Origin of the sequence: Vibrio genomosp. F10 str. ZF-129 (assembly GCF_000287055.2) — a bacterium.
Classification (GTDB): Bacteria; Pseudomonadota; Gammaproteobacteria; order Enterobacterales; family Vibrionaceae; genus Vibrio.
In genome coordinates, this window is the sequence record NZ_AJYQ02000086.1 from 39,869 (window position 1) to 53,758 (window position 13,890).

The following is a 13,890-nucleotide window of genomic DNA, read 5'->3' on the forward strand; positions in this document are numbered from 1 at the left end:
TTCAAATACTTAAAAAACAAAAAAGACCGCCATTTCGGGCAGTCTTTTTAATAATAAATTGAGTTTTTTGAGACGAAGCTATTTCGTTTTAGTTCAAGGAAGAGGCGCGGAGCATACGAATGTATGTGAGCACCTCTGGCACAGAAATTAAGCGAAAGAGCGAAGTATCAAAGAGACTAAACGTCTAGGTTAGCTACTTTAAGTGCGTTCTCTTCGATGAAGTTACGACGCGGCTCAACTTGATCACCCATTAATGTCGTGAACAACAGATCAGCACCAACTGCATCTTCAATCGTTACTTGTAGCATACGACGAGAATCAGGATCCATGGTCGTTTCCCAAAGCTGATCCGGGTTCATTTCACCCAGACCTTTGTAACGCTGTAGGCTTAGACCACGGCGAGACTCTTTGATTAGCCAATCTATAGCTTCAACAAACGTTGCAACTTCCAGTGTGCGCTCACCACGTTTAATGTAAGCCCCTTCTTCGATAAGACCGTCAAGAGCCTCTGAAAGATCCGCTAATTTTGCGTATTCTTTCGAGTTCAGAAGATCAATGCTGAGTAAGTGCTCATGAGTCACTCCGTGAGTACGAACAATCACTTTAGGAAGATTTAATCCAAGCTCAACGTGCTGCTCGATCTCTAGGCTGTATTGGCTCGCGCCTTCTTCTTTTGCATTAAGCTGGTCAATCAGCTGATTACCCCAAGCTTCCACTGCAGCTACATCATTACACTGCTCAGCGCTTAGACGAGGCATGTAGATGAACTCATGAATCAAAGCGCGAGGGTAACGGCGGCTCATACGATCCACCAGCTTAATACCTGCATTGTATTGCAGTACCAGTTTCTCTAAACCTTCACCAGAAAAGGCCGGAGCTTCAGCGTTCACATGCAGTGATGCATTATCAAGCGCTAAAGAAACCTGATACAGAAGCATCGCTTCTTCATCTTTGATGTATTGCTCTTGCTTACCTTTCTTCACTTTGTAAAGCGGTGGCTGAGCAATATAGATGTAACCACGTTCAATCAGTTCAGGCATTTGACGATAGAAGAACGTCAGGAGCAGAGTACGGATGTGAGAACCATCGACATCGGCATCGGTCATGATGATGATGTTGTGGTAACGCAGTTTATCTGGATTGTATTCGTCACGACCAATCCCACAACCTAGTGCGGTAATCAGTGTGGCAACTTCTTGAGAAGACAGCATTTTATCAAAGCGGGCTTTCTCAACGTTTAGGATCTTACCTTTCAGTGGCAAAATCGCTTGGTTCTTACGGTTACGCCCCTGCTTGGCTGATCCGCCAGCAGAGTCTCCTTCCACAATATACAGTTCAGACAATGCAGGATCTTTTTCCTGACAGTCCGCTAGTTTACCTGGAAGACCCGCTAAATCTAATGCGCCTTTACGACGTGTCATTTCACGAGCTTTACGCGCTGCATCACGAGCTCGTGCTGCATCGATAATTTTCGAACAAACAATCTTCGCTTCACCTGGGTTCTCAATCAGGAACTCTGACAGTTTCTCACCCATAACAGATTCAACGGCTGATTTCACTTCTGATGAAACCAGTTTATCTTTGGTTTGGCTTGAGAACTTAGGATCCGGCACTTTTACAGAAACAATTGCCGTTAGACCTTCACGAGCATCGTCACCTGATGTAGAAGTCTTAGCTTTCTTAGAAAAGCCTTCTTTATCCATAAAGCTGTTTAGCGTACGAGTTAACGCAGAACGGAAACCGGCTAAGTGAGCACCACCATCCCGCTGTGGAATGTTGTTGGTAAAGCAGTAGATATTTTCTTGGTAACCATCGTTCCATTGCATCGCGACTTCAACGGTAATACCGTCATCTCGCTCAGAATCGAAATGGAATATTTTCTGGATAATCGGTGTCTTGTTGGTATTAAGATGCTCAACAAATGCTTGAATACCGCCTTCGTATTCGAAGTGGTCCATTTTATCTTCTTCACGCTCATCAATCAGCTTGATAGACACGCCAGAGTTTAGGAACGAAAGTTCACGCAGTCGTTTTGCTAAGATATCGTAATGGAATTCAATGTTGGTGAAGGTCTCTTCACTCGGCCAAAAACGAATTTCAGTTCCGGTTCTTTCGGTATCACCTGTTGCCGCTAGTGGCGCTTGAGGCTCACCATGCTGATACGTCTGTTTGTGAATTTTACCGCCACGATGGATGGTTAAGGTCACCTGCTTAGAAAGAGCGTTGACTACCGAAACACCTACCCCGTGCAAGCCACCTGATACTTTGTACGAGTTGTCATCGAACTTACCACCAGCATGAAGAACCGTCATGATAACTTCAGCTGCCGATACATTTTCTTCTTCGTGCAATTCAGTCGGGATACCACGGCCGTCATCACGTACCGATACTGAGTTGTCCTCATGAATAGTCACAATGATGTCATTACAATGACCCGCTAACGCTTCATCAATTGAGTTATCCACCACCTCAAAAACCATGTGGTGTAGACCGGTGCCATCATCTGTGTCGCCGATGTACATACCCGGACGCTTACGTACTGCATCCAGACCCTTTAGTACCTTAATACTCGATGAATCGTAATTTTCAGACATGAATTACTCTCTCGTTATTTATCCGTGCTCTATTGTGCCATGTTCCACATGAAACATCTTGCCGTTATTGTCATGCATATCGGCAATTTGGCGTTCGGTTATAGAGCTTACAAAAACTTGAGCCTTGGTCTCTTTTAAGCAGTCAGCAAGACGCTTACGACGTTGGCTATCTAATTCTGAAGCAAAGTCATCGATTAAATAAATGCATTGCTTACCGGTCTTCTGGGTTAAGTATTGACCTTGCGCGACACGAAGTGCACAAACCATCAACTTTAACTGACCTCGTGATAACACATCCTCAACGGGTGTCCCATTCACTTTTATCTTTAAATCGGCTTTATTTGGCCCACTGAAGGTGTAACCAAGCGCCTGATCGCGGACAAAATTATCTTCCAGACTCTTCTGATATGGTGTGGATTTATCCCAACCACGATAATAATTGACCTGAATATCGAACTCGGGCAGAAAATCTTGGCAAATCTGCTCGGCATGATTCTTTAACTCATCGACATATTGTAGTCGCCAAGCGTTAATACTTTCCGCTAAGCGCGCCATCTCTTGGTCCCAGTAACTGAGCTCTCGATAGCTGGTCGCTGTTTTTAATAATGCATTTCTTTGCTTGTTGAGACGTTTGAATCGCCCCCATGCATCATAAAATGCAGGCTCACTGTGGAACACACCCCAATCGATAAATGCACGTCGATGTTTCGGTCCATCAGTCAGTAATTCAAACCCTTCAGTATGAATGAGTTGCAAAGGTAAAATCTGTGCAAGCTGCGCAAGCTTCTGCCCAGATTGACCGCCTATTTTAACCTCTGTTGTCCCATCGCGCTGCTTATTAATGCCAATTGGTAGCTCAAATTGATCCGAGTTCAAAAAACGACCGTGGACAAACAGTTCATCCTGTTCATTTTGGATGATTCGGCCTGTCAGTGAACTTTTAAAGGAACGGCCATGTCCGAGCAAATAAATCGCTTCTAAGACACTGGTTTTGCCACTTCCATTGGGCCCAATAAGAAAGTTAAAGCCTGTAGACAGTTCAATATCACAGGCTTCAATATTTCTAAATTGTTTGATAATCAGACGGTTTAATGGCATTCAATCAGGTCAATGCGATTTAAAGACGAATCGGCATAACAACGTACATCGCACTGTCATCATCAGCATTTTCGATCAATGCACTGGCGTTACCGTCAGACATCGAGATCAACACTTTTTCACAACGTAGGGTGTTTAATACATCCAGTACGTAACTGACGTTAAAGCCTATTTCTAAGTCTTCCCCCTGAAAGTCCACATCGAGTGTTTCTTCCGCTTCTTCTTGTTCAGGGTTGTTGGCGGTAATTCGCATCTCGTTATTAGCGAGATTGACACGCACACCACGGAATTTTTCATTAGACAGAATGGCAGCGCGAGAAAAAGCTTGGCGCAATTCATCACATTCTGTGGTTAATGTCTTGTTGGTATTTTGCGGCATAACACGACGATAGTCAGGGAAACGGCCATCAACAAGCTTTGATGTAAAGATAAAGTTGTTCACCTCAGCTCGCAGGTTAGAGCTACCTATTTGCAATACCACCGGCTGCTCTGGCGCATCTAATAACTTTGACAGCTCTTGCACCCCTTTTCGTGGCACAATAATTTGCTGTTTTTCAAAATCACCCACTAAGGTCACTTGCGAAACCGCCATTCTGTGGCCATCGGTGGCGACAGAACGAATGGTGTTGCCATCGATCTCAAACAACATACCATTGAGGTAATAGCGGACATCTTGGTTGGCCATTGAAAACTGTGTTTTTTCAATCAAACCTTTTAACTCAGCTTGAGTCAGCGACACCTCGACATCACTTTGCCAATCTTCAATGTTAGGAAAATCATTCGCTGGGAGTGTCGCTAATGAGAATCGGCTTCGGCCAGAGCGAACCTGTACTCGATCTGCGTCTAAAACAACCGTAATAACCGAGCTATCTGGCAGTCCGCGGCAGATATCGAGAAATTTACGCGAAGGAACGGTAATGCTGCCCGCTTCAAAGTCACCTTCTAATGTCACTCGGCTAACCAATTCCACTTCTAAATCGGTTGCTGTCATGGAAAGAACATTATCTTCAACTTTGAGCAACAAGTTACCTAATATAGGCAATGTTGGGCGTCCACCTAAAGCACCTGACACTTGCTGAAGTGGCTTAATTAAATGGCTACGTTCAATGGTAAATTTCATATCTAACTCTTAACGGTAGTTTGGCGCGATGCCTGTGTTCTTTTATATATAGATAAAATAATCAAGTCTTGGAAATTAAGAAGATAATGTACGAATCAAATTCGAGTAATCTTCTTTTATATCGTGACTCTCTTCTCGAAGCTGAGCAATCTTGCGGCATGCATGCAATACCGTCGTATGGTCTCTGCCACCAAATGCATCACCAATCTCAGGTAAACTGTGATTAGTGAGCTCTTTCGCTAACGCCATCGCCAGTTGACGAGGACGAGCAACCGAACGAGAGCGTCGCTTCGACAATAGATCAGCGACTTTGATTTTATAATACTCAGCCACGGTTTTTTGAATATTGTCGATCGTGACCAACTTTTCTTGCAGCGCTAATAAATCACGAAGTGCTTCGCGAACGAAATCAATGGTAATTGGGCGACCGGTGAAATTCGCATTGGCGATAACACGGTTGAGTGCCCCTTCCAATTCACGAACATTAGAGCGTAAGCGTTTCGCAATAAAGAACGCCACTTCATCGGCAAGGTGAATTTGATGGTCTTCCGCTTTCTTCATCAAAATAGCCACTCGAGTTTCTAGCTCTGGTGGTTCGATCGCAACCGTTAACCCCCAACCAAAGCGAGATTTCAAGCGATCTTCGACCCCATTGATCTCTTTTGGATAGCGATCAGACGTCAAAATGATCTGCTGATTTCCTTCTAATAATGCATTGAAGGTATGGAAGAATTCTTCTTGGGATCGTTCTTTATTAGCAAAGAATTGAATGTCATCGATCAGCAGCGCATCAACGCTGCGATAATAGCGTTTAAATTCTTCAATCGCGTTATTTTGCAGGGCTTTTACCATATCTTGCACAAAACGTTCTGAGTGCATATAAACCACTTTCGCATTGGGTTTATTATCCACAATGGCATTACCGACCGCGTGCAATAAGTGCGTTTTACCCAAGCCTGTACCACCGTACAAAAACAAGGGGTTGTACGCTGAGCCTGGATTATCCGATACCTGTCGGGCAGCCGCTAAACCCAGCTGGTTCGATTTACCCTCTACAAAATTATTAAACTTGTGCTTAGGGTTCACATTTGAGCGATGGTTAATGTCCGCCAGGGTGCTCGGTTCGTCATCCCAGGTTTTATGCACGGGTTTACGCGCTTGTAGACGCGCAGGAGCAGAAGACATAGCGGCAACATCGGCTGCTGAACGAGTCGGGGCCGCTTTTGGCGCTGCAACAGGTAAGCTACCAATTTCAAAACGTAAACTGGGCGTATCATTGCCACAATATTCTTGCAGTAATCGATTAATACTATTGATGTACTTATCACGTACCCAATCTAGAACAAATCGGTTCGGGGCAAATAAGGTCAGAGTATTGTCATTGAGCTCCGCTTGTAACGGACGAACCCACATACTGAATTCTGTAGCTGGTAGCTCTTCTTGAAGCTGTTGCAGACATTGCAACCAAAGCGAAGATGACACGGTGCCCCCACTCGAAATATTAATCGGAAAAGACTGGCGATTTTACCTGTTGATAACCCAGATCACCAGCGATTGATCAACGATCCAGTGAATAAGATCGAAGTTATTCACAATTTTTACGCTCAAAACCGACGGATCAACACATCTTGCCCTTTATTTACCCACATTTTGATCCACATTGTGGATGAATTAGAGAGATCGCACTATTGGTGATAACTCTGTGAATTAAATTAAAATGATCGATCATTCTGCGAAGGAATTTTGTTAACTTAGACCGCTTTCCTCTAATTTATCGCACTTAGTTATTTCTCTAATCTAAAGCCTAACAGTAGTATCTCGTCCTACATAAATATGGAGTTGTATTATGAAAAACTGGATTAAGACTGCTATTGCCGTTTTTGCACTATCTACAGCCACGGTTCAAGCCGCGACTGACGTTAAAGTTGGCATGTCTGGGCGCTACTTCCCATTCACTTTTGTTCAACAAGATGAATTACAAGGATTTGAAGTCGATCTTTGGAATGAAATAGGCAAACGTAACGACTACAACGTTGAATACGTTACTGCAAACTTCTCTGGTTTGTTTGGCCTACTTGAAACAGGTCGAATTGATACGATTTCAAATCAGATCACCATGACAGAAGCACGTCAGGCAAAATACTTGTTTGCAGACCCGTATGTGGTTGATGGCGCACAAATTACCGTACGTAAAGGTAACGATGCAATTCAAGGTATTGAAGACCTAGAAGGTAAAACGGTCGCGGTAAACCTAGGTTCTAACTTTGAACAACTGCTTCGTAACTACGATACCGACAACAAAATCACCATCAAAACCTACGATACGGGTATTGAGCATGATGTCGCACTAGGCCGTGCCGATGCTTTTGTCATGGATCGTCTATCTGCGCTTGAATTGATTAAAAAGACAGGGCTTCCTCTTCAACTTGCAGGTCAGCCATTTGAAACGATTCAAAACGCTTGGCCGTTTGTGGATAACGCTCAGGGACAAAAGCTACAAGGTGAAGTAAACCAAGCTTTATCCGCTATGCGCGAAGATGGCACTCTAGCCGAAATATCGAAGAAATGGTTTGGCGCTGATATTACTAAATAGCCCTAAAACGTTTATTCTATAAAAAGGTGGGACATGAGGTTCCGCCTTTTCTTGTCTATAGAGCACGATAATTTCAGTTTAATGAAACACAGCTTACATAACCGCTGTCTATAATAGGGTCACTTCATGGGTTTTGATTTCAACTATATGCTTGAGCTATTACCAGTCCTGCTCAGGTATCTTGGCACGACGATGGAAATGGCCATATGGGGATTATTTTTCTCACTGGCGCTTGCGGTCATTCTCGCCAATATTCGCGTATTCAAAGTGCCTGTACTTGATCAGTTAAGCCAGCTGTACATTAGTTTTTTCCGTGGCACACCACTTTTGGTTCAACTTTTCCTCCTTTATTACGGATTGCCGCAGATTTTTCCAATCATGGTAGGCATCGACGCCTTTAGTGCGGCCGTTATTGGTTTAACGCTGCACTTTGCCGCTTATATGGCAGAGAGTATTCGTGCCGCCATCATTGGGGTTGATCGCAGCCAAATGGAAGCGAGCCTGTCTGTTGGCATGACCTCCACACAAGCGATGCGACGGATTATTTTGCCGCAAGCCACCCGAATCGCACTGCCTTCTCTCATGAACTACTTCATCGATATGATTAAGTCGACCTCTCTCGCTTTCACATTAGGGGTAACAGAAGTGATGGCAATCGCTCAAATGGAGGCGTCGTCGAGCTTTCGGTTTTTTGAAGCTTTCCTCGCGGTCGCCCTTATCTACTGGGCAGTGGTTTTAGTGTTAACACGTGTACAAATCTTTGCGGAAGAGAAGTTAAATAAGGCTTACCAACGATGATTAAATTAAACAACATCCACAAACACTTTGGGGAGACCGAAGTGCTAAAAGGAATTGACCTTGAAATAAAGCAAGGCGAGATCATTGTTATTATCGGTTCTAGTGGCACAGGAAAATCCACACTACTCCGATGCGTCAACTTCTTAGAGCAAGCCGATAAAGGGACCATCACGATAGATGATGTTTCAGTGAATGCAGAATCCCACAGCAAAGCAGAAATACTAGCGCTGAGAAGAAAAACAGGCTTTGTCTTCCAAAACTATGCTCTGTTTTCTCATATGACAGCGCGACAAAATATTGCAGAAGGGCTGATTACCGTCAGAGGATGGAAAAAAGATCAGGCTTTAGCCAAAGCTCAGCAAATTTTAGATGACATCGGTTTGAGTGAAAAAGGCGACAGTTATCCCGCCGCTCTTTCTGGTGGCCAGCAGCAACGTGTTGGCATTGGCCGTGCCATGGCGCTACAGCCAGAACTGCTGCTATTTGATGAACCCACCTCTGCGCTTGATCCAGAATGGGTTGGCGAAGTTCTTAATTTAATGAAGCAGTTAGCAACAAAACATCAAACGATGCTGGTTGTAACACATGAGATGCAGTTTGCAAAAGAAGTCGCTGACAGAGTGATCTTCATGGCAAATGGACATATTGTTGAGCAAGGTTCTCCACAGGATATTTTCGATAATCCACAGGATCCTCAACTCAGAAAGTTCCTTAATCAAGTTGGTCTTGATTAAAGATCTAACGCAGTGAACTAAAGATCCTTGAGATTTTATTTACACTACGTATAATCGGCCGACCGGAATTTAGGTAAACCCAATCATTGACTCTTTTTGTGACAGTGATTACAATTCCGCCTCTTTGTTGAGAGGCGTCGGTCGTTCTTTCTACTTATAGAGAGATACATTGTGCCCACGCCGGGTTAACAAGAACCTAAAACTACTGATCAGTAAAGGTATTTAAAATGAAACGCACTTTTCAACCTACAGTTCTAAAGCGCAAGCGTACTCACGGCTTCCGTGCACGCATGGCGACTAAGAACGGTCGTGCAACAATCAATGCACGTCGTGCTAAAGGCCGTAAGCGTCTTTCTAAGTAATCTTTGATTATTTTGAATAAGCTAGCCTTCTGTCGGGAGTTACGTTTGTTAACTCCCGAACACTATCAAAACGTTTTCCAGCAAGCTCATCGTGCTGGTTCTCCTCATTTCACCATCATTGCTCGTAATAATTCACTTTCTCATCCTCGTCTAGGTTTGGCCGTTCCAAAAAAGCAAATCAAAACTGCGGTTGGAAGAAATCGTTTTAAACGTCTCGCCCGTGAAAGCTTTCGTAACAGTCAACATCAACTTCCTAACAAAGATTTTGTTGTCATCGCTAAAAAGAGCGCGCAAGATTTAAGCAATGAAGAAATATTCAAGCTATTCGATAAATTATGGCTTCGCCTGTCTCGCCCTTCGCGTGGATAGCGCTAATACCCATCTATTTTTATAGATGGTTTATTAGCCCACTCATCGGCCCACGCTGCCGATTTACTCCAACCTGTTCTTTATATGCGATAGAAGCGTTGAAAGCTCACGGTTTTGTAAAAGGGTGTTGGTTATCAGGCAAACGTCTATTAAAATGCCACCCTATGAATGAAGGGGGTTTTGACCCCGTTCCACCAGTCCAAAAACAAGACAGAGATTAATAACGATGGATTCTCAACGTAATATCCTGCTAATTGCTTTGGCTTTGGTTTCTTTTTTACTATACCAACAATGGCAAGTAGCAAAGGCTCCAGCTCCACAAACAGTTGAACAGGCACAATCTAACGGCTCACTACCGGCACCATCTTTTGCTGATGACCTCGATCCTGCTCCTGGTCAATCGTCTGCGTCAGCACAAACAATTACAGTGACTACGGATGTCCTAACTCTGTCTATCGACACGGTTGGTGGTGATGTTATTGCTGCGGACTTAAATCAATACGACGAAGAGTATGATTCTGAAGAATCGTTTGTTTTACTGAGAAATACTCAAGGGCATCAATTTATTGCGCAAAGTGGCTTAGTCGGTCCTCAAGGCATCGATTTAAGCAGCTCAAATCGCCCTAACTACCAAGTTTCAGCAGACAGCTTTACTTTAGCTGATGGCCAAGATGAACTGCGTATTCCAATGACGTTCCAAGCGAATGGCATTGATTACGTTAAAACGTTTATTCTTAAGCGCGGCAGTTATGCTATTGATGTGACTTTTGATGTTGCTAACAACTCTGGCAACAATGCCACTGTTGGTATGTATGCTCACTTACGTCAAACCGTTCTAGATGACGGCGGTAGCTTAACAATGCCAACTTATCGTGGCGGTGCGTACTCAACTGAAGATACTCGCTATAAAAAGTACAGCTTTAGTGACATGCAAGATCGCAACCTATCTATCAACCTACCTAACGGTCAAGGTTGGGCGGCGATGATTCAACACTACTTTGCGACGGCGTGGATTCCTCGTGATGAACCAGGCACCAGCTTATACACTCGTGTGATTGGTAACCTGGCTGATATTGGTGTTCGTATGCCAAACAAAACCATCGCTACAGGCGAAAGCACACAGTTTGAAAGCACGCTATGGGTTGGTCCAAAACTTCAAGATCAAATGGCGGAAGTTGCACCAAGCTTAGATCTCGTTGTGGATTACGGTTGGTTATGGTTCATTGCTAAACCACTTCATACATTGCTTTCGTTCATCCAAGGTCTGGTTGTTAACTGGGGTCTGGCCATCATCTGTCTAACCTTCATTGTTCGTGGTGCTATGTACCCACTGACAAAAGCTCAGTACACATCAATGGCAAAAATGCGCATGCTTCAACCTAAGTTGACAGCGATGCGTGAGCGTATTGGCGACGACCGCCAGCGTATGAGCCAAGAAATGATGGAATTGTATAAGAAAGAGAAAGTAAACCCACTCGGTGGCTGTTTACCTATCATCTTACAAATGCCAATCTTCATTTCACTGTATTGGGCCCTGATGGAGTCTGTTGAATTACGTCACTCGCCATTCTTTGGTTGGATTAATGACTTATCAGCACAAGACCCTTACTACATCTTGCCACTTCTGATGGGCGCTTCAATGTTCCTTATTCAGAAAATGAGCCCAACGACTGTAACGGATCCAATGCAGCAGAAGATCATGACCTTTATGCCGGTTATGTTTACTTTCTTCTTCTTGTTCTTCCCTTCAGGTTTGGTTCTTTACTGGCTAGTATCGAACATCGTAACGCTTATCCAGCAAACGTTAATTTATCGTGCACTGGAAAAGAAAGGCTTACATTCTAAGTAAGACTTAATATAGAAAGAAAGGCGACCTTTTGGTCGCCTTTTTGTTTTTCGCTGATTACAATTGCGTTAATGACTATCAATTTCATCGAACAAGCGATTTGGCAAAATTATGACTACAGATACGATTGTTGCTCAAGCAACAGCACCAGGCCGAGGCGGTGTTGGGATTATTCGTGTTTCAGGGCCTCTTGCAACACAGGTCGCCCTAGAAGTAACAGGTAAAGCTCTAAAGCCACGTTATGCCGAGTATCTCGCTTTTAAAGCAGAGAATGGCGCAGAGCTCGACCAAGGTATTGCCCTGTTTTTTCCAAATCCTCACTCCTTTACAGGTGAGGATGTTCTTGAACTGCAAGGTCATGGTGGACCTGTTGTGATGGATATGCTTATCAAACGGATATTGTTAATCCCTGGAGTACGCGCAGCAAAACCTGGGGAGTTTTCAGAACGAGCATTTTTGAATGACAAAATGGACTTAACGCAAGCTGAGGCAATAGCAGACCTCATCGACGCCAGTTCTGAAGAAGCGGCTAAATCGGCACTACAATCCCTTCAAGGTGAATTTTCAAATCGTATCAATACCTTAGTGGATTCTTTGATCCATTTACGAATCTATGTCGAAGCGGCCATCGATTTCCCAGAAGAAGAAATTGATTTTCTAGCTGACGGAAAAGTCTCCGCAGACCTACAAACCATCATTGATAATCTTGAAGCGGTACGTAAAGAAGCCAATCAAGGTGCACTCATGCGCGAAGGCATGAAAGTCGTGATTGCAGGTAGGCCCAACGCCGGAAAATCCAGTTTACTGAATGCTCTTTCGGGCAAAGAAAGCGCTATTGTGACTGAAATTGCTGGCACAACCCGTGATGTACTTCGCGAACACATTCATCTTGATGGTATGCCGCTGCACATCATCGACACAGCAGGGTTGCGAGATGCCTCTGACGAGGTTGAAAAAATTGGTATAGAGCGCGCTTGGGATGAAATAAAACAGGCCGACCGCGTGCTATTCATGGTCGATGGAACAACAACAGACGCCACTGATCCTTCGGATATTTGGCCTGATTTTGTCGATAAGCTGCCAGAAGATCTTGGTATAACGGTGATTAGAAACAAAGCCGATCAAACACAAGAAGATTTGGGGATTTGTCACGTCAATTCACCGACCTTGATCCGCCTATCAGCCAAAACAGGTCAAGGCGTTGATGCCCTGCGTACACACCTAAAAGAGTGCATGGGATTCTCTGGCGGCCATGAAGGAGGCTTCATGGCTCGTAGACGTCATTTAGAGGCGCTTAACCATGCCGCGCAACACTTGAATATCGGTCAGCAACAGCTTGAAGGGTACATGGCTGGTGAAATATTGGCTGAGGAGTTAAGGCTGACACAGCAATATCTCAACGAAATCACCGGGGAATTTAGCTCTGATGATTTGCTCGGACAGATTTTCTCTTCATTTTGTATTGGGAAATAACAGCTTAGGTAAATAATGGCTTTGGTCAACAAGCACCTACGTAGTACTTAACAAGGAAAAGCGTCAATGATTCATATAATTACAGGCAGTACATTAGGTGGGACAGAGTATGTAGGGGACCACATCAGTGACCAACTAACAGCAAATGGAATAGAGGTTACGGTTCACAATCAGCCTTCTTTAGAGGCGATACCAGCATCCGGAACTTGGCTGATAGTGACCTCAACACATGGTGCGGGTGACTATCCAGACAATATTCAGCCTTTTATCCACGCGCTACAATCCACTCCACCAAAGATGGTTGATGTTCGTTACTCCGTCATTGCGATCGGGGACTCAAGCTATGATACCTTCTGCAATGCAGGCAAACATGCCGATGAATTACTGGCAGATATAGGGGCAACTCGCTTATCAAACTGCTTACTAATTGATGTTCTCAACACGCCAGTTCCTGAAGATGAAGTGGATATTTGGCTCTCTTTGCATCAAGATCAACTTAAATAAACAAGATAAAATGAAGAAAAGTGACCGTCATGGTCACTTTTTTTTGCTTCGAATATGATCTGTGCATAACTTAATGAAGAAAAAAACAGACTGTTCGAACAAAAAACAGTCAAATCATCTGTGGATAAATCATAGGATATACCGTTATGATCCTATAGTTATCCCAATAACAACTTTATAGCCTCCGCCCCCCTGTGTATAAGCACTGTTTTTGATCCCAACCAATCCTCATCTTGATCAAGGTTAGATCACAACAATTGATCCATGAAAAACGCATGATCTTGTTGATCATTTTTAACTTATCCACAGAAAATGACTTCCTTAATAATAGATCTAGTAAAAGATCTCTATAAAGATCTTATATATATTAAGAGATCGATTAAAAATGAAAAATTGATA

The 13,890-nt window shown here is 43.7% G+C and carries 13 protein-coding genes; 9 read left to right on the top strand and 4 right to left on the bottom strand.

Annotated elements, in window-relative coordinates:
• Positions 1–176 precede the first annotated feature (176 nt).
• The 4 genes from gyrB to dnaA form a co-directional block, all read right to left on the bottom strand.
• Positions 177–2,594, bottom strand: a complete 2,418-nt coding sequence (gyrB, locus tag A1QO_RS08670) for a DNA topoisomerase (ATP-hydrolyzing) subunit B (protein ID WP_017038347.1) — start codon at positions 2,592–2,594, stop codon at positions 177–179.
• A gap of 18 nt (positions 2,595–2,612) precedes the next feature.
• Positions 2,613–3,692: a DNA replication/repair protein RecF gene (recF, locus tag A1QO_RS08675; protein WP_017040222.1), complete on the bottom strand. Its 1,080-nt coding sequence runs from the start codon at positions 3,690–3,692 to the stop codon at positions 2,613–2,615.
• 19 nt (positions 3,693–3,711) lie between these two features.
• Positions 3,712–4,812 (bottom strand): DNA polymerase III subunit beta, encoded by a 1,101-nt coding sequence (dnaN, locus tag A1QO_RS08680; protein ID WP_017034362.1) that lies wholly within the window; start codon positions 4,810–4,812, stop codon positions 3,712–3,714.
• A gap of 75 nt (positions 4,813–4,887) precedes the next feature.
• Positions 4,888–6,294, bottom strand: coding sequence for a chromosomal replication initiator protein DnaA (gene dnaA / locus A1QO_RS08685; RefSeq protein ID WP_017034363.1), 1,407 nt, complete (start codon positions 6,292–6,294; stop codon positions 4,888–4,890).
• Positions 6,295–6,658: 364 nt separating this feature from the next.
• Here dnaA and A1QO_RS08690 point away from each other — a divergent pair, with 364 nt between their 5' ends.
• From A1QO_RS08690 to mioC, 9 genes are all read left to right on the top strand, one after another.
• Positions 6,659–7,405 (top strand): amino acid ABC transporter substrate-binding protein, encoded by a 747-nt coding sequence (locus A1QO_RS08690; RefSeq protein ID WP_017034364.1) that lies wholly within the window; start codon positions 6,659–6,661, stop codon positions 7,403–7,405.
• A gap of 126 nt (positions 7,406–7,531) precedes the next feature.
• Entirely contained in the window at positions 7,532–8,203 is a 672-nt protein-coding gene (locus A1QO_RS08695; protein ID WP_017034365.1) for an amino acid ABC transporter permease, read from the top strand.
• Positions 8,200–8,937, top strand: coding sequence for an amino acid ABC transporter ATP-binding protein (locus A1QO_RS08700; protein WP_017034366.1), 738 nt, complete (start codon positions 8,200–8,202; stop codon positions 8,935–8,937). Before A1QO_RS08695 ends, A1QO_RS08700 begins: the two co-directional genes overlap by 4 nt.
• A 227-nt stretch (positions 8,938–9,164) precedes the next feature.
• Entirely contained in the window at positions 9,165–9,299 is a 135-nt protein-coding gene (rpmH, locus tag A1QO_RS08705; RefSeq protein ID WP_004735800.1) for a 50S ribosomal protein L34, read from the top strand.
• Between the two features lie 45 nt (positions 9,300–9,344).
• A complete protein-coding gene (gene rnpA / locus A1QO_RS08710) occupies positions 9,345–9,668 on the top strand; it encodes a ribonuclease P protein component (RefSeq protein WP_017034367.1) in 324 nt (107 codons plus the stop codon).
• Entirely contained in the window at positions 9,635–9,889 is a 255-nt protein-coding gene (yidD, locus tag A1QO_RS20060; RefSeq protein ID WP_083188625.1) for a membrane protein insertion efficiency factor YidD, read from the top strand. Before rnpA ends, yidD begins: the two co-directional genes overlap by 34 nt.
• Positions 9,890–9,894: 5 nt before the next feature.
• Positions 9,895–11,517: a membrane protein insertase YidC gene (gene yidC, locus A1QO_RS08715; protein WP_017034368.1), complete on the top strand. Its 1,623-nt coding sequence runs from the start codon at positions 9,895–9,897 to the stop codon at positions 11,515–11,517.
• Between the two features lie 108 nt (positions 11,518–11,625).
• Positions 11,626–12,987: a tRNA uridine-5-carboxymethylaminomethyl(34) synthesis GTPase MnmE gene (mnmE, locus tag A1QO_RS08720; RefSeq protein WP_017034369.1), complete on the top strand. Its 1,362-nt coding sequence runs from the start codon at positions 11,626–11,628 to the stop codon at positions 12,985–12,987.
• Positions 12,988–13,053: 66 nt separating this feature from the next.
• Positions 13,054–13,491, top strand: coding sequence for an FMN-binding protein MioC (mioC, locus tag A1QO_RS08725; RefSeq protein WP_017034370.1), 438 nt, complete (start codon positions 13,054–13,056; stop codon positions 13,489–13,491).
• The last annotated feature ends 399 nt before the right edge of the window (positions 13,492–13,890 follow it).